A 22125-nucleotide genomic window follows, 5' to 3' on the forward strand; every position below is an offset into this window, starting at 1 on the left:
ATATTTGATGGCTCGTTTCGGCGCTATCCCCTTCTCTCGCTATCGCATTGTTCAGGGGACGCACCTCAACTCACCGCCGCTTCACCACCCCCTAACCGCTTCGCGGTATAGGCGGAGTACTGCGACGGATCTTGATAGCAGTATGACTTCGTTTGCGGCTTGTTTTCAGAATAGATCGTTACGAAATGGAGTTTTCAGCCGATCTGTTTCCGCAAACCATTTAGGATTGCTATACTGGGGATCTCCAAGATACCGGGGATCTGGATTGAGTCCCAATACAGATTTTATGTGTGTCACGAAATCTCGTTCTAGGGGCTGGCTACAGGCATTTACCCTACACATCAAGATCGGAAGAGCTACAATTTAGATTTGCTAAAATTAGGTTCGATCTTATACGTTCGATCGCTCGAAATTTTCCTGCCGATCGGTTTCGATCGCAGCGAACTGTTTCGGATAAATGCGATCGCAGAAAAATAAAGTTCCGGCGGTGACGCAAACCGGAACAGCGAGAAGGTTGACGAGGGGAACGCTGACTAACGCCAAACAGACGAGACTGAAAGTTCCCGTCGCGGGAAAAAAACTGAAGGCAATTTTGAGTTTTTCGCGAAATCGCAAGCGACGGCGCTCGAGAGGAGAATCGAGAAAATCCAAGCACACTAAAGTCGCCGTAATCCCGATCCCGCCAAGACTGGCGATCGCCGTTCCAATTCCCGGAACGAAATTTAGAACGAGCAAAAATACCCCCAACCCAGCCGCTAAAACGAGTTTTTTGACCTCAAAAGCTAACGCTCGCCAAATATCTTTAACAATGGCGAGAGCGCCCCCTTCATAGGTGGGAAGTTTACCCGTTTTGAGTTTTTCTAACTGCTCTGAAAGCTGTCCGTACCAGGGCGATCCTAAAATTACACCGAATTGAACGAGTAGGAACCCCGTCAAAACAAACAATCCTAGGACTAACAAAATTTGCAAAAGGCCGCCGAGAACGTCTCCCGTAAACCCCAACCAACTCAACCAAGCTGGAAGGTTCGCAACCCAAGTTGCGATGCGGGTGTCGATCGCCCCCGTCAGATCGCGCACGTCTCGCAATCCCGGTAACAGCAATCCTACGTAAAGTGCAATTCCCACGACGATATTCGTCAAAATGGGAAAGACGACGTACCCCAGAAGTTTCGGCTTAGCCAGCAACAGGGCGATCGCCCGAAGCGGATATGTCGCCCCAGCAACCGCCCCCACGGGAACGTTTAAAATTCGAGAGAACCAGTTTTCGCCGCGTTCGTCAGTCATATGTTCGTCCGTTAAACGCGAACCACCCAACCATAGGGATCGTCGGTTTTAGCCGTTTTAATATCTGCGAGTTTCTTCAACAAAAGGTTGGCGTATTTACGATCGCCGATCGGGGGAAGTTGCAACTCGCGATCGCCCGTATGAATCGTATCGATATGAGCGATCGTTGCAGCCGTTCCCGCACCGAACGCTTCTTGTAACGTTCCGGCGTCGGCGGCTTCGAGCAGTTCGTCGAGAGCGATCGCTCGTTCCTCAACCGGAATTCCCCAATCTCGCAACAACGTCAACACGCTATCGCGGGTAATTCCCGGTAAAATCGTCCCCTGCAACGCTGGCGTCACCACAACGCCATCGATCGCGAAAAAGACGTTCATCGTTCCGCACTCTTCGATGTATTTGTGGTGAATGCCGTCGAGCCACAATACGTTATCGTAACCCCGGTGTTTGGCCTCGCGATCGGCTAGGAGACTCCCAGCATAATTTCCCGCCGCTTTCGCCGCTCCCGTTCCACCCGGAAACGCCCGCACGTACTGAGGGGCGATCGTGAGTTTGACGGGTTCGGCGTAATACGCCCCCACCGGACAAGTCATGATGGCCAGAGTATAGCGTTCCGACGGACGCAACCCGATCGATTCGTCTGTGGCGAAGTAAACTGGGCGAATATAGAGGGCGCTACCGGGGCGCGTAGGAATCCAGTCGGCGTCGAGGCGAATCAGTTGTTGCAACCCCTCCATGAAGATATCTTCGGGAATCGGGGGCATACACAACCGTTCGGCGGAACGATTGATGCGATCGAAATTCGCGCAGGGACGGAACAGTAACGGTTCGCCCTGGGGACTTTTATAGGCTTTCATCCCCTCGAACACTGATTGTCCGTAGTGCAGCGCCGAAATCGACGGCGACATCTCCAATTTACCGTAGGGTACAATTTTCGCACTCCAGGTTCCCCGTTCGACGGTAGCGACGAGCATATGGTCGCTAAACAGTTTCCCAAACGGGACGTTGTTAACGTCGAGTCCTCGCAGTCGAGGTTCTGAGGATTGCTCGATTTCGATCGAATAGGTTTGCGCTGCCATAGTGTGTCTTCTTTCCTCTCCGTGCCTCCGATGGGGGTTGTTTGGAGGACTACTGAATCCTTAATATAAGGTATCAAATCAGGAGACTGGAGGGGGAGCAGGGGAGAAAGGGAGAGGGGGAGAAACGGTCAACTGTTCCCACTGGTGACTGTTTTCACCGTTGACTGCTCACTGTAAAAGGCTGTTAACGATCGACATGGATTTTCGATTGGGATGTGCGGTTTGGGCGTATAAAGGCTGGCTGGCGGAATTTTTTCCACCGGGAAGCCGAAATCGCGATTTTTTGGCGCTATACAGTCGCCGTTTTCGCACCGTTGAGGGAAATACGACGTTTTACGCAGTTCCCGATGCGGCGACACTCGATCGCTGGGCGAACGAAACTCCAGAGGGGTTCGAGTTCTGTTTGAAACTCCCGCGATCGCTCTCGCATTCTGGGCTGCTGGAACCGCAAATCGACGCCACGCGGGAGTTTTTGCAACAAATGCAGCGATTGGGCGATAAACTCGGCCCGGTATTCGTGCAGCTTCCCCCCAACTACAGCCCCGAGTCTTTTGAGGATTTGACGGCATTTCTCAAGGCGGACTTTCCCCGAGTTCGTTTGGCGTTAGAGGTACGACATCGAGATTGGTTCGCCGAACCTCACGCGCAAAGTCTCGACGCCCTATTGCGAGAGTTGGGAATCGCACGAGTGATGTTGGATACGCGCCCCATTTACCAACCCGGAAATATCGGTGAAAACGACCCTCAACGCCATTCTCGGCGGCGAAAACCCAACCTTCCGTTACATCCGACGATTACGGCGGATTTCGCCTTCGTGCGCTTCATTACTCACCCCGACAGCAACGCCAATACCGCATTTTTAGACGATTGGGCGAACCGTTTGGAACACTGGAGCGATCGCCGACTTCAAGTGTATTTTTTCGTCCATTGTCCCGTCGAAGATTTTTCACCGGGAACCGCGCGATCGCTCCAAAATTTGTTAGAAAATCGCGAAATTCCCGTCTCGCCACTTCCTTGGAACGCGATCGACGATCCGCCAGTTCAACTGAGTTTGTTTTGAGTCTATTTTGCCTCCGTGTCCTCTGTGTCTCTGTGGTGAAAAAATTCGATTTTTGATATTGACATTTTGCTAATTATGTGATAAAAGAAAAGATTCTCCTTCTTCCCCTGATGCTGAAATAGCAGAATACCGCGATCGTGCTGCATCAAACCTCTCTGTGTCTCTTTGGTGCAACATGAGTGGGCGATGCTGCGAACTCTCAACTCTCAACTCTCCACGATAGGTTTCCCAAGCCTGCAACGCTTCGGGATTCGAGGACGCGCCCCGTTCGAGGAACACCACACCGTCGCGGAGTTCGAGGAGGCCGTATTCACCGCTGGCGACGAGGTTCTCGATTTTAGGAACCATCACCTTCAAACGAGCGCGATCGTGTTTGAACGCGACCTGATAAGTATTTAAGCGCCACAAATCCACCAAAACATACTCCATGCGTTCGGCAGTTCCCTCGTCGGTAACGAGTTCCAACTTAGGAAAACGCAGGATTTCGCGGCGACTAGACAGATGCGGGACGATGTAGGTCGTCGCCGAAACGCTAGCGTCCTCGGGAACGCGATCGAGTAAGGGATAGATCGCGCGGGCGTGTTCCCACTGGCGAGACAGAGAGACTTTCACCCACGGATCGATCGAATCGGGAACCAAAAACGACAGGGTGCGGTTGGGATTTGCCGAAATCGTAATCAACACCGACAGGGCGATGCAAAACGTCCAAAACTGTCGCACTGCCGTCTTTTCAAACAACTGCGGACGTACCGACCACCACAAAATCGCCCCGTAAAACAGCCCCGGCACCACCGTCAAGGCGTAGCGAATGTTAATCGACAACACGGACTGTCCTCGAGCGATGAAAAGCTTGAGTAACGGAAACCCCGCGATCGACCAGGCAGCCCCCGATGCTGCCGGAACGAACGCCAAGGGCAACCACTGACCCAATAAATAGGCGATCGTCCGTCCGAGGGGGGTAAAGAGTTCGCCGATCAGTCGCAGGGGATTGCTGAGAATGCCCCAAATAATTTCGAGGGTCGAGGCTTCGTCTCCTTCGGCGTACTGTCCGAAGCGTTCGATCATGAACCGTTCGGAAATATCCTCAGAAAACAGCGGCATGATGAGGTTGGTCAAGATCAGGATGTAGCCGAAACTGAGGGCGCACACGGCCAGACCGCGACGGGGAAAGCGGCGACTCAGCACCATATAAACGCCGACGCCGAACAAGCCGATCCCGGAATCTTCCCGCACCATTAACAGGACGACAGCCATCAGCCAAAACAACCACCACCAGCGTTTTTCCATGGCCAGCAGCAGTGTAAAGGTGTATAGGGGAATCTGACAGATATCGTGAAAGTTGCCCCAAGTCGGACCGAGGACGGCGTTGGCACCGTAGAAACTTATGGTAATGAAGGCAGCGATCGCCTCGTTAACGTAATGGCGAGCTAAGACGTACAATACCAATCCGGCCGCCGTCACCAAGGTTACTTGGAGAACGGTGAGCGTGACGGGGGAGGGAAAAAGGGCGTACAGCGGTAGCCACAACAGCAACGCTGGAGTAAAGTGCTGTCCGAGACGGTGGTAGTACACCGTGGGGAGTTCCCCTTGGTGAACGACGTTTGTAGACAATGCCGAAGAGAGAGAACTTTGAAAAAAGCGTCCGTGACTGCCATTCCAGAACACTTGATTGAAAATTCCCTGATCGTAAGAGGCATAAAAGCTGTAGTAGCGATGTAATGTTAAAACCGCACTCACGCAAAAGAAAGCGATCGCCGCGCCGATCGCCAAACGAAACCAAGGATTTTTTTTGAGCTTCAGCCACATCGCTAACAAAGATTCTCCTGCATTAAGCCGCGAAACTGTCCGTGTCGCCGAGGGTTGTCGAGCGGACGGCCGTTTGAAGACGTTAAAATATCAGTCAACATTTGCCAAGGGTCGTATAAAGTCGGGTTTAAACCCGAGCGCGAAATCTAAAGAAGATATTAAAGTAGAAGAGAAGCCCTTTGCACGAGTTGGACAAACTGGCCTCGTCACGATCGTTGGTGAAACGCTTTGGTGTCAAACGAGATGCCTCGAAATCTCCTGTCTCGCTCGACCGGCCGCCCTCAGTACGATTTTGCCAGTCGTGTGCGGCGATCGCGTCTCGAACTCACTGGCACGGCTGCTTCTATCTGGGGAGGTCGGCGCTGCGATCGCGATCGACAGACGGTCGAACAGTTCGATGCAAACGGTCTGTCAGCGATCGCGAGTTTACCGGTCGGTTTGACGGTTTGGCGCAGAGGTTCGGCTTTGGATATTGAGTAGAAACCCGAGATGACTCGATCCGTATTTCCCAATTTCGACGATCGCCCCGATGCGATACTACAGTTGTTGCTGTTTGTCGATCGGCGATCGAGTTCCTGGGAAGAACTCCAAAGTATTCGACGCTATTTAGACACGGTCAAAGAGGCGGGGAACTTTGCCCTCGAAGCGATCGACGTCAGCGAGCAACCCTACTTAGCCGAACATTTCAAGCTTATCGCCACCCCGACGCTGATCAAACTCCACCCAGAACCCAGACAACGGTTGACTGGGGCGAATATCGCCGCCCAACTCGAACGGTTCTGGCCGCAGTGGCAACGCTCGGTCGATGAATTCTTTCAACGCTGTCAAACGCTGACCGACAACAGCGATAGCCGCGACGGGTCGTCGATCCCAACTTGTTTACCGTCGTTGGCGACCTCTGCTGAAATTATCCAACTGTCCGACGAAGTATTTCGCTTAAAGCAGGAAAAGGAAGAACTGCAAGAACAACTCCGCTTTAAGGATCGCTTGATGTCGATGTTGGCGCACGACTTGCGGAATCCGCTGACATCGACCTCGATCGCGATCGAAACCCTAGAGGCTCTCAACCGACCCCAAAACCACTCCAAACGAGATGCCAATCCTGGCTTGTTCGACCAACTCCTGCATCACGCTCGCACGCAAACGCGTCAGATCGAGCAGATGATTCTCGACGTGCTAGAGACCTCTCAAAGTCTCGACGGCCATCTGGCGATTCACCCGCAAAAGGTCGATTTGGCGAAGTTGTGTCGGGATATGCTCGAACGACAGCGCGATCGCTGCAACGCGCAAAATCTCGATCTGAAAACCGATCTGCCTCAAGACCTTCCCTTCGCCTACGCCGATCCGAAGCGCATCCGCCAGGTAGTGACGAACCTGCTCGACAACGCCATGAAGTACACCCCCGCTGGCGGCACGATCTCGGTGTCTTTGTTACACCGGACGGCTCAGAAAATTCAAGTGAGTATCAGCGATACGGGGCCGGGAATTCCCTTCGACAAGCAACAACAGATTTTCGACGATCGCGTGCGGCTCGAGCGGGACGAAAAAACGGACGGTTACGGCTTGGGATTGGCGTTATGTCTGCGGGTGGTGCGATCGCACTACGGTAAAATTTGGGTCGATTCTTCCCCCGGACAAGGCAGCACGTTTCATTTTACGCTGCCGGTCTATCGGGAATAGCAGCGATCGCGATCGCTACTCATTCTCGGGTAGGGTCACGCGAGGGCTCGATCGAGGTAACGGAGCGCCGTTCGGAAATCTGGGATTCTGGAACGGAAGTTTCAAACGAGGCGATCGCGACCCATGGCTATTGTACTGCGACCCCAAGGCCAACTCGATTTAATTGGCGCGGGGCGACTCCAACACGAGGTCAACCGTTATATTCTCTCGAACAAACACGCCTCTCCTTTATGGATTATCGATCTCTCCCAGGTGAAAACCATTTCTCACGCGGGGCTGCTGTTGTTGACGCGATTGCAACGTCTGGCAGAAAAACGCCGCAGTCGGCTAATCCTGCAACATCCGACAGCCGCAGTTCGGGCGATTTTCGAGGCCGCCCTCGTGACGGAGTATTTTGAAATTCAAGGGGGCGAGGACGACGCGCCCGAATCGAATCGCTCAGAGGAAGCGACGGACGAAGCGCTACGACAAGATCGCCGTCGGGCGTCGAGGCGAAAAAAATCGCGATCGCAAGCAACGACGTCCTCGACCCGTTAACCCGAACGGGAATCGGGATAGACCAAAATTTTTCGCGTGGCGGGTTTGCCAGCGGTCGTCCGTGCGACGATTTCGGGCAATTCCGACAGAGAGACGCGATCGCTGACGACCGACTCGAGGGGAAGGCGGTAATCGAACAACAGATCGATCGCTGTAGGTTGCCAGCGAAACGACATCCCCCCGCAGCCGAGCAGGTCGATTTGACGTCGCATTAACGAGAGCGGATCGAACAACAGAGTGCCGTTTTCGGCGTAGTCGGTCAACCCGAGGAGTTTACCACCAGGACGCAAGCCATCGAGGGCATTGAGAAAGCTCTCGTTGGAGGGGGCAGTCAGAATAGCCGCTTCGACGCCTTCACCGTCGGTAAAGGCGCGAATTTTCGTGTGTAAGTCGTCGCTAGTTCCGCAAAAGACGGCCTCGGCCCCCAAGTCGAGGGCGACTTCGAGGCGATCGGGGTTGGGATCGCTGACGATCGCCCGCATCCCGAAACGTTTCAGGAGTAACACGAACATCGACCCAATCGAACCGGCTCCGAGAACCCACACCAGTTGTCCGGCGCGAACTTGCAAGCGTTCGATCGCGCTCAGAGAGAGGTTCACCGGTTGTAGCAAACAGGCGCGATCGAGAGTGACGTGACCCGGAAGTGGCACTAAACCCCCGTGACAGACCAGATGAGCCGGAACGCGCACGTATTCAGCAAATCCTCCCCCGCTTGGGGTGAATCCGGCCGTCGTCGTGATATCTCGATAGACCGAACACAAAGAAAAGCGATCGCGCAGACACTCGCGGCAGCGCATACAGGGAATGCGAGACACCGTCGCCACCCGCTGCCCGACCCACCATTGGCTGACGTCGTCACCCACAGCGGCGATCGTCCCCGCAATCTCGCTTCCCAACACGCAAGGCGACTCGGTTTCCCTCGAAGTCAACGCCCGTAAGTCGTGGGGCGAGACCCCCACCACCTCGACCTTCAGCAAAATTTCGTCAGCGGCGATCGTCGGTTGGGGGAGGTCTTCGTAACACAGGCGATCGACTCCTCGAAATACTTGTGCTTTCATGCGCGCTTCAGGCTCCCAATCCCACTACCCACACCCTTACAGGCGCGATCGTTTTGGGTTCTATCCTAGCGTGGGACGGGAAAAACCACGGAAGCGATCGCGATCGGCTCCCGAAATGGATTAAAGGTTTGTAAACTGATAGGCAGTGTTTTCGTAAAAAAAGTTAACAATGCAGCATCTCAAGATTGCCGAACGCTCCAGCCTGGGACTGCACGCCTTTTCTATGGCGTTCGGGCTGGCAGGATTGTTAATCGTTCTGCCCAACCCTGAATGGATCGGACAGCTTTCACCCTTCGGTCTCAAACTCTTCGGGTGGAGTATGGCCCAAGGGGGCGTCAGTTACATTCTGCTCGGGGCCGTCGCGATCGCCCTCTTCACCTATCGCACCCTCGGATGGAAACCGCTGTTAGCGTTCTTTGCTCCCTCCGTTCTCCTGTCCCTCAGTAGCGAACTCCTCGGAACCAGTACCGGCTTTCCCTTCGGGTCTTATCACTACCTCGACGGCTTAGGCTACAAAATCGCGGGTTTGGTTCCCTTCACCATTCCCCTATCCTGGTTTTACATGGGGTTCGTCTGCTACCTGCTGGCCCGAAGCGCGATGGAAGCCGTCGCCGTAGCTCCCCGTTGGATGCGTCAAATCGGCGCGATCGCCCTCGGCGCGTTACTCCTAACCGCTTGGGATTTAGTTCTCGATCCCGCCATGAGCCAGACGCCCTATCCGTTTTGGGCGTTTGAAGAAGTGGGTGAGTTCTTCGGAATGCCCTATCGCAACATTGCCGGATGGATCGGGACGGGCGTTCTCTACATGACGGTCGCCACCGCCCTGCAAAATAAAGACCAGTTCGTATTGTCGCGCCGACACCTGGGCGTTCCCGTTTTCGTCTATCTGGTGAACTTCTGCTTCGGCGCAACCATTACCCTGGTATTGCTGGACGCGCAGTTTACCGTTCCGACGCTGCTCAGCGTGCTGTTCGGTGTGGTTCCGGCGATCGCCTTCTGGCGTCTGGCTCCCGAACGGGCGATCGATCCCTCAGATTCCCCAAATACCGATCGCGTGGCTGACGACCTCGCTCTTCCCCCTCTCGAAACCGCTGCCAAGTAGTATCTGCCCCTTAGTTTCGCTCCCACCCTCGATACGCCGTTCCACCCATTCGATCTGCATGGACGTTTTGATTTTCGTTCTCCTATTGCTACAGCTTCCCGCCGTAGCGATTTTGCTGTCGCGGTTGCTCGAAGGCCCGACCCGCAAACCGCCCCTACAGCCGCAAACTGTATCTAGCGAACGGGTGGGAACCGTGGGGATCGTCGTGCCGACGCTCGACGAAGCTCACCGCATTCGTCCCTGTTTGCAGGGTCTCAGCCAACAAGGCCACGAAGTCCGCCAAATCGTCGTCGTCGATAGCAACTCCCAAGACGGAACGGTCGATATTGTCAAAGAACGGGCACAGTTCGATCCCCGCCTTTGCCTAATACAAGACGATCCCCTTCCCTCGGGATGGGTGGGGCGTCCTTGGGCCCTTCACAACGGTTATGCCTATCTCTCGGGTACGCCGTTATCCGAACCGCCAGTGACTTCTGGGTCGAACTGTTCCCGCGAGGCTCGACCGGTCGAGTGGATTTTGGGGGTCGATGCCGATACGCGCCCAGCGCCCGGTTTGGCGGCGAGTTTGGTGGCAGAAGCCGAGGCAGAAGGATACGATCTCGTGTCCCTGTCGCCGCAGTTTATTTTGAAGCATCCCGGCGAGCTGGTGTTGCAACCGGCGTTGTTGATGACGTTGGTGTATCGCTTCGGTCCGACGGGCAGCCGCAGCGACAGTTCGGAACGGGTCATGGCAAACGGCCAGTGTTTTTTGGTGCGGCGATCGCTCTTGGAAGAATTGGATGGGTACACTTGCGCGAGGCGATCGTTTTGCGATGACGTGACCCTAGCACGAACGGCAGCAGCTCGCGGGTTTAAAGTCGGATTTTGGGACGGCTCGAAGTTGCTGAAAGTTCGAATGTACGAAGGTGCGATGGAAACTTGGCGCGAGTGGGGGCGCTCTCTCGATCTCAAGGATGCCGCCTCGTCGGGTCAAACGTGGGGCGATGTCTGGTTTCTCTCTTGCGTACAGGCACTGCCGCTGCTGGTCGTCGTCGCAGGTGTTTTAGCGTCTCTGCTTGCGGACGCTTCGCCGTTTCCGACCGTTTCGCTGTCTCCGGCGTCGCTGCTGTTTTATATCAACTTAGGCTTACTCGCGATTCGTTTTGCCCTCGGCATTGCGATCGCCCCCTCTTACGATCGCCGAGACGCTCGCCTATCCTGGCTGTTCTGGCTCTCTCCCCTCGCCGACCCCCTCGCGGTTCTGCGAATCTGGAAATCCGCCTCTGAAGTTCCAACCCAGTGGCGCGGTCGGGTTTATGGTGAGGAGCAAGGGGGTAGGGGAGCAAGGGGGTAGGGGAGCAAGGGGGCAGGGAAGACAAAGGAGAAACTGTCAACTGTCTCCACTGTTGACTGCTCACTGTTGACTGCTCACTGTAAAAGGCTGGTGACTGTAACAAGGAGAACCTGAAAAAACAAATTCTGCACGAATCGAGAATTGTTGGCAATATAGTAAGTGAACTACCGCTATTGAATCAAAGATTACAATAGCGGCTTCCCTCTTCACTGGGGACTGCGCTAGATAGAACCGAAGTTCTACCCCCTCGTCTTACATCCCCTCCAAGGGCAGTAGAGCGAGTTCCTAACTCTAATATCCGTAAGCCTTCATTTTTGATATTAATTGCGGCGTTAATATCTCTGTCATGACAGGTTTGGCAATGTTGGCAAGTCCAGCTTCTCACCTCAAGGGACAAGCTTTCGATTTGATTGAGACACACATGGCAGGTTTTAGAAGACGGAAAAAATCGATCGACTTCTAGATAAACTTTTCCTTCGGATTCAGCCTTGTACTTTAACATCGTGCCAAACATTCCCCAACCGACATCATTAATCGCCTTGGCGAGTTTAGGATTACGAACCATACCTTTAACATTGAGATTCTCGACCACAATTACTTGGCTTTCGTTTACTATCTTACGGGATAGCTTGTGGAGAAAATCTTCACGACAGCGACTTATTTTCGCGTGAATCTTAGCAACTTTTACCCGTGATTTATTACGGTTCTTGCTGCTTTTTCTTTTTCGAGCGTGTTTTTGCTGTTTTCTTTTTAGGTTTCGCGCGTGTTTATCAAAATGCTTGGGGTTATTATATTTTGACCCCTCACTGGTAATCGCAAAATCGGTCAGTCCTAAATCAATGCCAATGGCTTTTCTTTCAGTTGAGAGAAGGGGAGGTTCTTTTTTGTTCTCTACCAAAACGGAAGCATAATATTTACCATCTGGATTTTGGGAGAGGGTTACAGTTTTGATTTGTCCCTCAAAACTTCGATGCTGACGACAACGCACTAACCCAACTTTAGGCAGTTTGATGCAAGTTCCCTCAAACTTGACATTTTGAGGATAACTGATAGATTGCCTTCCATGCTTGGATTTGAATCGGGGTAATTTTGCCCGTTTCTCAAAGAAGTTTCGATAAGCGGTTGATAAGTTCAACGCCACGACTTGCAAACATTGGGAATAGACATCTTCTTTGAGCCAAGGGTATTCCTTTTTGAGGGCAGGCAATAATCCCTGAAGATAACCCCTTGATAAACCTTTTCCGGTCGTTCGATAAGTCTCTTGGCACAAATTTAACGCATAATTCCAATACCAACGACAGCAACCAAAGCTTTTGGCTAAAGTCGCTTGTTGCTCGTGGGTTGGATAGATGCGGTATTTGTACGCTTTGAACATTATAGCTAGCCCAACTGATTCGTGAAATCCTGTAATCTGAAAGTACTGTAGAACGGCGATCCCAACTACAGAGGGCGTTCACAACTCAAATGATTCTGCTATATCGCCGAGATGCCTAAATGATAAGATTATAACTGATTGGTCGAAGAGTCGCTTTCATCCGACGATTCACCTTCGGTAGAATCGGGGAATTCCCGCTCCCATTGTTAAACAAGAAAAACTTGATAAACCGTTACATTTCAAGTCAGCTAATGTCCCAAGAGCCGCTTTCTCAAACCCAGGATACTGCTAACCCTGCTGTTGACTGCGACGTGGCCATCGTCGGCGGTGGCGTTGCCGGAACCACCCTCGCCTGTGCGTTGAAGGATTCGGGATTACGGGTGAGGCTCCTCGACGCACAAACACAAGACGCCGCCGCCGCGCGATCGCAGGTTTACGCCTTAACGCTCCTCACTGGACGCATTTTGAACGGCATCGGTGTGTGGCAGGACATCTTACCGAAAATTACCACCTTTACGAAAATTCGCCTCTCGGACGGCGATCGCTCCGGTGACGTGCAGTTCGTTCCCTCGGATGTGGGTTTAGACCGCCTCGGTTACGTTGCCGAACACACGCCACTGTTGAGTACGCTGCAAACGTTTTTACGGGGCGTCGAAAACGTTCGGGTGACTTGTCCGGCAGAGGTTCTCGCGGTGGAGTACGGGGACGACTGCGCCACGGTGACGTACAGTCTTGAAGGTACACAACACCAGCTTAGAGCGCGGTTGGTGGTTGGGGCAGACGGGGCGCGATCGCGCGTTCGCACCGCCGCCGGAATTCAAACTCGAGGCTGGCAGTACTGGCAATCCTGCGTCACCTTCAAAGTCAAGCCAGAGAAATCTCACGAGAACATCGCTTACGAACGCTTTCGCAAAAACGGGCCGTTTGCCATTTTGCCCCTGACGGGCGATCGCTGTAACGTGGTGTGGTCGGCACCCCACGGGAAAGCTCGAGAATTGGCAGAAATGGACGAAGATGCCTTTACCGAGGAGTTACAGCGTCACTACGGCGATGCGATGGGGCGCGTGCGGGTCATCAGTCCCCGTCGCGTGTTTCCCGTACAGTTGATGCAAAGCGATCGCTATATCAAACATCGCGTGGCGTTGGTGGGAGATGCGGCGCATCGCTGTCATCCCGTCGGCGGACAGGGATTGAATATGGGAATTCGCGATGTGGCAGCTCTAGCACAAGTGATACGAGACGCCTGTAGCCAGGGTAACGATATTGGGTCGTTGTCTGTGTTGGAACGGTACGAACGCTGGCGTCGTGGGGAAAACTGGACGATTTTAGGCTTTACAGATTTGCTCGATCGCACGTTCTCGAACGATTTTCTTCCCATCGTGACGGTACGTCAGTTGGGATTGTGGGTGTTGCGAAACGTACAGCCTGCCAAAACCTTGGCGTTGCAGTTGATGACCGGTTTGTTGGGTCGTCAACCGAAGTTGGCACGAGAATAGTGATGTTAGGTGGGCAACGTCTGCCCTTTTACACCATTGTCCGATCGCATCGATCGTCTTGGAGGCGATCGATATTCGTTTGCAGCAATAATTTTCTCGCAAATTCACCCGATCGAAATGCTATTAATCCCAAGAATATCCAACAAACAAAATATCAGAAGGCTCGCCGCGATCGTAAAGAATGATATGCCGACATTCTTCTCGATATATAAATTCTAAAAAAGTATACCAATTGTCATAAAGCTCTTTGATTTTATCCGACTACGAGTCAAATTCTTCTTCCTTGATTAAGGTTTCAGCTACTTCTCTTGAAAGTTGGTCTGTATTGAAAAATTCAATTACTTCATAAGGAGATAAACCATAAGAGGCAGAATGTCTGATAGCATCAATCACTTCTTCAATATCAATGATAGAGCCTGTACCGTCTTCAGCAGCATCGTCACAAACTGCTTTGATTGAAGGATGTTTTGCCCCAGGAGCGATCGAGTCTTTCGTTGGAGGAAACTCAAATAAGTCCATATCCATACGTGGATAGTATCTACCCGCTTCAAACTCTCGTTGGCGCAGCTCTTGCAACGCACGGTTGATGTCGGTCTGATATTTGGTCATGTAAAAATGTGGATGACTTCCCATTTTTTTGGGTCTTCGGAGTTTGTGGTTATAAATGTATAGCATAATACAAAAAATTAAAAATTCGAGAGCCAAAACCCTTGAAATCTCGTGAAGTTAGTTTTTCTGTCACCCTAAACTCCGAAGAGCCTGCACCACTAAGGCTAGAAACGACATCACACAAACCCTCTTGTATCCTGATTCCTGATAGGGTGTTGGAGGTATTTCAACCAAAATTCTCTCGGGTCTGCATTATTTACGAGGAGTCTGAAGAAATTTTCAAAAGCCTTACATAGCAGTCAATCTGGCAATTTAAGCAAAAAACAGTCTATTTTTCAAAATGCCCTCACCGTAAGGATTCTGAGGTTTGGCAAATAATCCAGACTCGGGTAGCGTTCGTGAGGAATTTCTACTTCTATTGTATGCAGCATTTCACGATCGCTCGCCTTAAAAATGCTGAAATCCCCCCTGCATTGTCAAGGGTTCTCGCGATTTCCCCTCCACCAACCAAGCCCCGTCTCCTGTAACGATTTCCCCCACTACCGACGCGCCGGGAAAAGCTTCAACAAACCGCTGGGCGTGGGAAGCAGACAAACACAAAACTAACTCGAAATCTTCGCCGCCGTAGAGCGTCCACTGTCGCGCTGTTTCCGCAGATACCATCGCCGCCACGTCTGGCGAAACGGGCAGAAATTCCGCCCACAACTGCGCCGAAACGCCACTTTCTCGGGCAATTTGGATCGCGGCGTCGGCTAACCCGTCGCTGCTGTCCATTCCGGCGGCGCGACTCTCGTGTTCGGCGGTTTTCCACAATACTGAAACCGCGTCGAATCGGGGAATCGGGCGTTGGTGGGCGCGAAGGAGGCGATCGCACTGTTCTGACGATAACGAATGTTCGGCGTCTGGTTCCAACAACAACGCCAACCCCGCCCGAGACGCCCCGTGAACGCCAGTCACGACGATCGCATCTCCCGGTTTCGCCTGACTGCGACGCACGACGAACTCCGGTTCGACACTTCCGAAAGCGGTAATCGAAATGGATTTCACGGGGGATTGACAAACATCGCCGCCGACGATCGCACTCTCGAAGCGATCGAGACAGGCTTTCATACCCCGATACAGCCCTTCAACCCAGTCTACAGGCGTATCTCCCGGCATCGCCAAACTCACAGTAATTCCGATAGGAAACGCCCCCATCGACGCCAAATCCGACAGGTTCGCCGCTACCGCTCGCCATCCAGCGTCTTCAGCGGAGGTGGTGCGATCGCTAAAATGGACGCCATCGACGAGGGTATCGGTGGTAACGACAAGACGACGAGACGCCGGAAACGACAAAACCGCCGCATCGTCGCCGACGAGTCCCGTCGGACAAAACTGATGCAGTCGTTCGAGCAATCCCCGTTCGCCGATATTTCCAACTCGCATGAAGTCGCTAGACGAGTTGTGCTTCGGCGGTTCTCGCTTCAATGGGGCTGAGGGGGTGGGGGTAATGGCGCACGTCGTCGATGTGGTTGTCTTCGCCCACGATCACGACTTTCGGCTGGTGGTGTTGCAGTTCTTCGCGCGAAAACTGCGCGTAAGCCATAATAATGACGCGATCGCCCTTCGTTCCCAACCGGGCGGCTGCGCCGTTGAGTTCTACGATACCCGAATTCGGCGGAGCGGAAATGGCGTAACTGACGAGTCGCGCTCCGTTGGTGACGTTCACGATATGCACCTGTTCGTAGGGGAGGATTCCCGCTGCGTCGAGTAACGCTCGATCGATACCGATGCTACCCATGTAGTCTAAATTCGCGCCGGTTAAGGTGCAGTTGTGAAGTTTGGCGTAAAGGAGCGATCGCTGCATAATTCTCGAAGAATGGCTGAAGTACGAAACCTCAAGGAACAAAAAGTGAACTTGGAAAGACTCGAGGAGACAGAATCGAACGATCGAACTGGGCAGCTCGATCCTTCTCTTCGTTTGATTTTAGCGAGAAACCCGGCATCTCTACGATACCGGGTGGCTGGCTTACCTTGATGTTACTTGTAAGCTTTCACGCATTCTTCAACCAAGGGCGCGACAGCATCCACGTCTTTCCAGCCCAGGATTTCCGTCACTTTCTTTTCGAGGTTTTTGTAAGTGCGGAAAAATTCGGCCACTTCGTCGAGACGGTGTTGTTCGACGTTTTCAAGGGATTTGTATTCGGCGTAACGGGGATCTTCGGCGGGAACGCACAGGAGTTTTTCGTCGCGATCGCCACCGTCGATCATTTCTAACATCCCAATGGGACGAGCGGAAATGACACAGCCGGGAAACGTCGGCTGGTCCATCATCACCAAGCCGTCGAGAGGATCGCCGTCGTCAGCCAGGGTGTTGGGGATAAAACCGTAGTCGAAGGGATAGTGAACCGACGCAAACAAGACGCGATCGAGCGCAAAGCAACCGAGGTCTTTGTCGAATTCGTATTTGTTTTTACTTCCGGCGGGAATTTCGATTAAAACGTTGACTAAGCCCGGTTTGGGTTGTGCGGGAATGCGCGATAAATCCACAAGCGTTTCTCCAGTTCCTGTTGACGATACAAAACGTGCTTTAAACACGACAGTTCGACCGTCCGAGCGAACTCAGACGGTCGCCGTCTGACGAACTCATTTTACAACTCGACTGGCGCACCCCACGCTCCAGCTTGGGTCGGACTTACGCGATCGAACGTCGATTTCGCTAAATGTAGGGGGCAGTGGGTATTGCTCACTCTACATTTAGCGTGAATGCTTCGGGAATTGATGCGATCGCACTGCATTAGGGGGCGCGATCGAATCTCGGATCGAGTAATCCTCCCGAACGACTTCCCAGCCGAGACATTGGATAAATCTGACGTGGGGAATCGACCGTTCCCGCCGAGTAGAGCAAGATGACTAAAAGGGGTAGTGTTAATGTCAGCAGCGCGATCGCGGTTCCCACCAGTTGGGAGAAGCCGCGAGGGAGTGGCTGCTGTGACCTGCCAGACTGACTACCAGATTCCATATAAGACGAGTGTAGTTTTCAAACTCGATCGCAAGGGGACACGGAAACGACGCAATCGCAACAGCGATCGAAACTCGAACCGGATGAGGTTTCTCGAAACAAGAGTGCTTTTGAGATCTATCTTAGAAAGCATCGACCGGATTAACTGTCGCTCAGCCAACACTCTCAACAAAAGTCAAGCTTCGATCGTACTCTGTAACGTACGGCGACGCCCTGTTTGAAGAAGGAATCAGCCGCACCGAATAGAGATTTCAGACACGCCGCCACCCGAACGAGTTCAGTCGTTGGAATCGAGGAAATCGGGAATCACCCATTTGGGCGGTTCTGCCATTTTCTTTCGCAGGGCGGCTTCAGCAATATCGTGCATTCTATCGATCGAGGTTTCGCCGATAAACTTGGCGGCGTTTTGAGCGTACTCGCGATTCGGGCAGCGATCGCCCAAAACACATCCGTTGACGCACGCTTCCGCACAGTTTATGTTGGTCTCCATTTTGGTCGCTTGTTAAGGCTTTAGTTTTATGTTTCTAGTATAGCATTTTTTTTTAGCTCGAGGGCAAATTTCGATGCGATCGCCGTCACACTGAAGCGGCATAAAGTGCGATCGTTTTATTGAGTAATTACTTTATTAATAACCTCTTAAACTTTGGATAATTTTGAAGTTTGAATTTACACAAAACATTTTTCTATGAAACCACGCCCCCAAGCCAATTTATTTGAGTGTATCTCAATTGTGTAACAAAATTGAGACAAAAAGGGAACGGGGAACGGAGAACGGGGAATCAGATTTTTTCTGGTGTTTTAATTTTTGACGACTCATTTGGGACTGCTATATGAGTCTGGAGTAGGTTGGGTGGAGCGAAGCCGAAACCCAACAACAGATCGATTCAGTGCAGAGACTCCGATTTGATAAATTTACATTTTTGAAATTCACCTATTTATTTCTCGATTTTTAATGAAATTTAAGCACCACGGAGACACAGAGGAAACAGAGAATTGGAGATGGGAAATCCAGGAAAAACGAGCAGACATCCACGGATGGATTTACGAGGCGGGATGTTGTAAAAACTTGACGCTCGGGAGTTATGCAGTTGTTGGTCGAACAACCGAGTTTCTCGTTCTAAACCCGACACTAAAATAACGAAATTGCATGATTGTTACCGGGTTTCGGCGTGAGTCCTAACGCTGCTAAAATCGAAAATATAAAACTCGCGACTGTCAGAAAAAGCCGCGAGTTTTAGCTCGATCGAACTTCGTATGAGTTGTCTAAAAATCGCGAACTCCGATTTTAGAAAAAGATGTTCGATCGAGTAAATTACAATCCTCTTAAAATTGAGGTTAATTTTCGTTCTCAATTCCCAAACAAATCAAATTTTAACGTTAAACTTCACGGAATGAAATCAAACAAAACAGACCGTTTTAAGACGGGAATACTTTAAACAAAATCGAGTTGATAATGCTCAAAGCGATCGAACCCAGGAGCGCACTCCAAATCCCCCAGCGCAAGCGGAATCCACTAACGAACCACGCCGCCAAACCAAACACGATCGCGTTGATAATGACGACAAACAAGCCGAGGGTCAAAACGACGAACGGAAACCCCAACACCAACAAAACAGGTTTGATGAGGGCGTTCAAAATCCCGAAAACCGCAGCCGAAACTAAAACCTTATTCAAACTGTCGATTTCCACCCCTAGAGGGAGCTTGGAAATGATAAAGAAGCTCAGGGACATGATAAGCCAGGTGACAATCAGTCCCACGATGTCGATTTGCATAGCTGTGTATCTCCCAAAACGGAGTCAGTACACTACACATTAAAGCGAAATAACATCACATCGCCTTCCTGCACAACATAATCTTTACCTTCACTGCGAAGCAAACCCTTCTCCTTCGCTGCCGTCATCGACCCCACACTCACCAAATCCTCAAATCCGATGGTTTCCGCACGAATAAAGCCCCGCTCGAAATCCGTGTGAATCACCCCAGCCGCTTGCGGTGCAGTCATTCCGGCGTGAATCGTCCAAGCGCGAGTTTCCTTCGGTCCCGTGGTCAAATAGGTTCGCAGTCCCAACAAATCGTAAGTGGCGCGAATCAGAGATTGCAGCCCCCCTTCACTAACTCCCAAGGATTCGAGAAAATCCCCTCGTTCCTCCTCGGGAAGTTCGATCAGTTCCGATTCCACCTGCGCCGAAACCACCACCACCTGGGCGTTTTCCTCCTTAGCTACCTCGCGAACCCGGTCTACCCACTGATTCCCTTGCGCCAAATCGTCCTCCGAGACGTTCGTGGCGTAAATAATCGGTTTGCGCGTCAGCAGTCCCAAGGGTTTGATGGCGAGGTCTTCCTCCTCCGTCAACTCCACCAAACGAGCTGATTTCCCTTCGTTGAGAACCGCCGCCACTTTTTCCAAGGCGTCGAGTTCCAGTTTCGCATCTTTATTATTGCGAGCTTGCTTGCGGGTGCGCTCCATGCGGCGTTCGACTTGCGCCAAATCCGCCAAGCCTAACTCTAAGTTAATCACTTCAATGTCCCGCACCGGGTCGATCGATCCCGAAACGTGAACGATATCGTCGTTCTCAAAACAGCGAACCACGTGAACGATCGCGTCCACTTCTCGAATATTGGCGAGAAACTGGTTTCCCAACCCTTCCCCCTGACTGGCACCTTTGACCAATCCGGCGATATCGACAAATTCCATGCGGGTGGGGACGATTTGCTCCGACTCCGAAATTTTCGCTAAAACGTTCAAACGTTCGTCGGGAACCGCGACGACACCGACGTTTGGCTCGATAGTACAAAAGGGAAAGTTTGCCGCTTGCGCCTTGGCGTTGGCGACGAGAGCGTTGAAGAGAGTAGATTTTCCGACGTTCGGCAGTCCGACAATTCCGGCTCTGAGCATACTGGGGGTTCGATGAGGCTTGCTTGCTTGAGTCTTGTTTGCTCTGCTAGTTTAACTTGAGATTGAAGGTTGAGGATACCCGATCGCTCGATCGCCGCCATCCCGTTCGCGAAACCCGTTTACCCAAACCTATTCATGTCTGCTCCCCTCTGGCCTTACGTCACGCCGGGAATTCCCGACGAACTCTTCGAGCGTCTGCCGGGAATTCCCCTCAGCAAACGGGAAGTTCGGCTCGTTTTGCTGTCGCAACTGCGCTTAAAAGTCGATTCGATTCTCTGGGATATCGGTGCCGGAACGGGAACGATTCCCGTCGAAAGCGGGTTACTCTGTCGCCAGGGTCGCATTTTAGCCGTCGAACGAGACGAAGACGTGGCGAACCTCATTCGCCGCAACTGCGATCGCTTCGGGTTACAGAACGTCGAAGTCATCGAAGGAAACGCCCCCGAATGTTTGGCTCGACTGTCACAGCCTCCGACTCACGCTTGTATTGAAGGGGGACGCCAGATGAAAGATATCTTGCAGGCGGTGTGGGACGCGATGGAAGCTGGGGGACGCATCGTCGCCACAGCCGCCAATCTCGAAAGTCTCTACACGATTTCTGAATGTTTCGCTCAACTCCAGCTTCGCAACATCGAAGTCGTCCAATCTGCCGTCAACCGACTCGAAAAACGGGGAACCCACCAAGTTCTCGCCGCCGTCAATCCGATTTTCGTACTCAGCGGCGAGAAGATGGAGTAAGGGTCAAGACAGTCACCAGTCGCCAGTCACCAGTGAACGGGGAACGGGGAACAGGCAACAGTGAAGACAGCAAACAGATAACTGTTTTTCCCCTTCTCCCCCTCTCCCCTTCTCCCCCTCTCCCTTTCTCCCCCGCTCCCCTACTACAAGCGCGATCGCAACTTTGCAAAACGTGCGACAATAGATGGATCGGGGCAATTTTTTTCTTAACTTGTGAGGGGTTCACCGGAGCAATAAGTCCCGTGCTGCACCGAAGGCTTCGGCTGTGAGCGGCTTAGCCGAACGGTCAGCGTCGGGATGCTTCGACAAGCTCAGCAACAGCTTCGACAAGCTCAGCAACAGCTTCGACAAGCTCAGCAACAACATGGACTCCCCGCATCAATTGAGGGGTACTCTGCGAGAAGCCGCTTCGCGTCTACGATGCCCCGAAAATTGACCCATCACACAAATTTATCGGAATTATGTTATAGTGGCAAACACAGGAGGTGAGGGCGTTGATACACAAAGCGGTCAAAGTCAGAATCTACCCAACTGACGAACAGAGACAGGCGTTAGCTCAGCACTTTGGCTGCGCTCGTTGGTGGTGGAATTATGCACTCAACCTGTGCAACATAACCTATAAAGAAACGGGTAAAGGATTGACCCGCACAGCTCTTAACGCTCACCTTCCCAGTCTCAAGAAATCCGAGGAGACCGCTTGGCTATCAGAGTGCTACTCGCAAGTTTTACAAACGACGACACTCAACTTGACAGCCGCCTTCAAGAATTTCTTTGATAAGCGAGCGAAATATCCTCGCTTCAAGAGCAAAAAGTATCGTCAATCCATTCAATACCCCCAGAACGTCAAAGTTATTGGCAACCACATTAAATTCCCCGGTCGGGTAGGAGTCGTCAAGGCGAAACTTCATCGACCCATCGACGGAAAAATTAAGACGGTCACAGTATCTATGACTTCCTCGGGTCGGTATTTTGCGTCTGTCCTTTGCGAACTTGAGGGCGATGCACCCTCACCGAGTCCCGAGGGAAAAGTGGCGGGGGTAGATTTGGGATTGAAGGACTTCGCCATCGTCAAC

Annotated in this window: 23 protein-coding genes; 10 read left to right on the forward strand and 13 right to left on the reverse strand. The window is 52.2% G+C overall.

From position 1 onward, the window contains the following. Positions 1-390: 390 nt before the first annotated feature. Both POG22_RS21085 and POG22_RS21090 read right to left on the reverse strand, forming a co-directional pair. Entirely contained in the window at positions 391-1284 is an 894-nt protein-coding gene (locus POG22_RS21085) for an EI24 domain-containing protein (RefSeq protein ID WP_063718095.1), read from the reverse strand. A gap of 11 nt (positions 1285-1295) precedes the next feature. Continuing rightward, entirely contained in the window at positions 1296-2360 is a 1065-nt protein-coding gene (locus POG22_RS21090; protein ID WP_498907034.1) for a branched-chain amino acid aminotransferase, read from the reverse strand. 196 nt (positions 2361-2556) lie between these two features. Here POG22_RS21090 and POG22_RS21095 point away from each other — a divergent pair, with 196 nt between their 5' ends. Continuing rightward, a complete protein-coding gene (locus POG22_RS21095) occupies positions 2557-3420 on the forward strand; it encodes a DUF72 domain-containing protein (RefSeq protein ID WP_063718097.1) in 864 nt (287 codons plus the stop codon). Between the two features lie 69 nt (positions 3421-3489). Here the strand turns inward: POG22_RS21095 and POG22_RS21100 are convergent, their stop codons facing one another. After that, positions 3490-5226 (reverse strand): DUF2079 domain-containing protein, encoded by a 1737-nt coding sequence (locus POG22_RS21100; protein ID WP_063718098.1) that lies wholly within the window; start codon positions 5224-5226, stop codon positions 3490-3492. Positions 5227-5469: 243 nt separating this feature from the next. Here POG22_RS21100 and POG22_RS21105 point away from each other — a divergent pair, with 243 nt between their 5' ends. From POG22_RS21105 to POG22_RS21115, 3 genes are all read left to right on the forward strand, one after another. Further along, positions 5470-5706, forward strand: coding sequence for a hypothetical protein (locus POG22_RS21105; protein ID WP_063718099.1), 237 nt, complete (start codon positions 5470-5472; stop codon positions 5704-5706). A gap of 9 nt (positions 5707-5715) precedes the next feature. Continuing rightward, on the forward strand, positions 5716-6906 hold the full coding sequence (locus POG22_RS21110; protein WP_063718100.1) for a histidine kinase: 1191 nt from the start codon (positions 5716-5718) through the stop codon (positions 6904-6906). Between the two features lie 123 nt (positions 6907-7029). Then, positions 7030-7443: an STAS domain-containing protein gene (locus tag POG22_RS21115; protein ID WP_063718101.1), complete on the forward strand. Its 414-nt coding sequence runs from the start codon at positions 7030-7032 to the stop codon at positions 7441-7443. Here the strand turns inward: POG22_RS21115 and POG22_RS21120 are convergent. Continuing rightward, positions 7440-8501: an alcohol dehydrogenase catalytic domain-containing protein gene (locus POG22_RS21120; RefSeq protein WP_498907035.1), complete on the reverse strand. Its 1062-nt coding sequence runs from the start codon at positions 8499-8501 to the stop codon at positions 7440-7442. The genes POG22_RS21115 and POG22_RS21120 overlap by 4 nt on opposite strands. Here POG22_RS21120 and POG22_RS21125 point away from each other — a divergent pair. The 3 genes from POG22_RS21125 to cruG are packed head-to-tail and all read left to right on the forward strand — an operon-like array spanning position 8492 to position 10936. Further along, positions 8492-8635 carry a hypothetical protein gene (locus tag POG22_RS21125; RefSeq protein WP_218959076.1) on the forward strand — a complete coding sequence of 48 codons (144 nt, stop codon included), beginning with the start codon at positions 8492-8494 and terminating at the stop codon, positions 8633-8635. The two genes, POG22_RS21120 and POG22_RS21125, sit on opposite strands and share 10 nt — an antisense overlap. Positions 8636-8670: 35 nt before the next feature. Further along, positions 8671-9603 (forward strand): carotenoid biosynthesis protein, encoded by a 933-nt coding sequence (gene cruF / locus POG22_RS21130; protein WP_498907036.1) that lies wholly within the window; start codon positions 8671-8673, stop codon positions 9601-9603. Between the two features lie 58 nt (positions 9604-9661). Continuing rightward, positions 9662-10936: a 2'-O-glycosyltransferase CruG gene (gene cruG / locus POG22_RS21135; protein ID WP_498907037.1), complete on the forward strand. Its 1275-nt coding sequence runs from the start codon at positions 9662-9664 to the stop codon at positions 10934-10936. A gap of 178 nt (positions 10937-11114) precedes the next feature. Here cruG and POG22_RS21140 read toward each other — a convergent pair whose 3' ends face one another. Further along, complete coding sequence (locus tag POG22_RS21140; protein WP_498907038.1) at positions 11115-12311, reverse strand: RNA-guided endonuclease InsQ/TnpB family protein; 1197 nt, start codon at positions 12309-12311, stop codon at positions 11115-11117. Between the two features lie 251 nt (positions 12312-12562). Between POG22_RS21140 and POG22_RS21145 the strand changes: the two genes are divergently transcribed. Then, the gene (locus POG22_RS21145) at positions 12563-13807 is read left to right on the forward strand and encodes an FAD-dependent hydroxylase (RefSeq protein WP_063718105.1); all 1245 of its coding nucleotides are present in this window, start codon (positions 12563-12565) and stop codon (positions 13805-13807) included. 261 nt (positions 13808-14068) lie between these two features. Here POG22_RS21145 and POG22_RS21150 read toward each other — a convergent pair whose 3' ends face one another. The 8 genes from POG22_RS21150 to ychF all read right to left on the reverse strand — a co-directional run bounded on the left by POG22_RS21150 (position 14069) and on the right by ychF (position 20314). Then, positions 14069-14440: a hypothetical protein gene (locus POG22_RS21150; RefSeq protein ID WP_498907039.1), complete on the reverse strand. Its 372-nt coding sequence runs from the start codon at positions 14438-14440 to the stop codon at positions 14069-14071. A gap of 423 nt (positions 14441-14863) precedes the next feature. After that, the gene (gene thiL / locus POG22_RS21155) at positions 14864-15841 is read right to left on the reverse strand and encodes a thiamine-phosphate kinase (RefSeq protein WP_498907040.1); all 978 of its coding nucleotides are present in this window, start codon (positions 15839-15841) and stop codon (positions 14864-14866) included. Between the two features lie 7 nt (positions 15842-15848). Further along, entirely contained in the window at positions 15849-16262 is a 414-nt protein-coding gene (gene panD, locus POG22_RS21160) for an aspartate 1-decarboxylase (RefSeq protein WP_017661685.1), read from the reverse strand. A 173-nt stretch (positions 16263-16435) separates the two neighbouring features. Continuing rightward, positions 16436-16945 (reverse strand): inorganic diphosphatase, encoded by a 510-nt coding sequence (locus POG22_RS21165; RefSeq protein WP_017661683.1) that lies wholly within the window; start codon positions 16943-16945, stop codon positions 16436-16438. A gap of 247 nt (positions 16946-17192) precedes the next feature. Continuing rightward, entirely contained in the window at positions 17193-17417 is a 225-nt protein-coding gene (locus POG22_RS21170; protein ID WP_017661681.1) for a TLTLP motif-containing protein, read from the reverse strand. Between the two features lie 277 nt (positions 17418-17694). Further along, complete coding sequence (locus tag POG22_RS21175; RefSeq protein ID WP_017661680.1) at positions 17695-17907, reverse strand: hypothetical protein; 213 nt, start codon at positions 17905-17907, stop codon at positions 17695-17697. Between the two features lie 926 nt (positions 17908-18833). Further along, the gene (locus tag POG22_RS21180; RefSeq protein WP_498907041.1) at positions 18834-19190 is read right to left on the reverse strand and encodes a phage holin family protein; all 357 of its coding nucleotides are present in this window, start codon (positions 19188-19190) and stop codon (positions 18834-18836) included. Between the two features lie 32 nt (positions 19191-19222). After that, the gene (ychF, locus tag POG22_RS21185; protein WP_017661677.1) at positions 19223-20314 is read right to left on the reverse strand and encodes a redox-regulated ATPase YchF; all 1092 of its coding nucleotides are present in this window, start codon (positions 20312-20314) and stop codon (positions 19223-19225) included. A gap of 135 nt (positions 20315-20449) precedes the next feature. Between ychF and cbiT the strand changes: the two genes are divergently transcribed. Together cbiT and POG22_RS21195 are read left to right on the forward strand one after the other, a co-directional pair. Next, the gene (cbiT, locus tag POG22_RS21190; protein ID WP_498907042.1) at positions 20450-21052 is read left to right on the forward strand and encodes a precorrin-6Y C5,15-methyltransferase subunit CbiT; all 603 of its coding nucleotides are present in this window, start codon (positions 20450-20452) and stop codon (positions 21050-21052) included. A gap of 494 nt (positions 21053-21546) precedes the next feature. After that, positions 21547-22125: RNA-guided endonuclease InsQ/TnpB family protein (locus POG22_RS21195; RefSeq protein ID WP_498907043.1), on the forward strand; the 579-nt coding region annotated here is incomplete at its 3' end.

This window comes from Geitlerinema sp. CS-897, from assembly GCF_028368005.1.
GTDB lineage: Bacteria > Cyanobacteriota > Cyanobacteriia > Cyanobacteriales > Geitlerinemataceae > Baaleninema > Baaleninema simplex.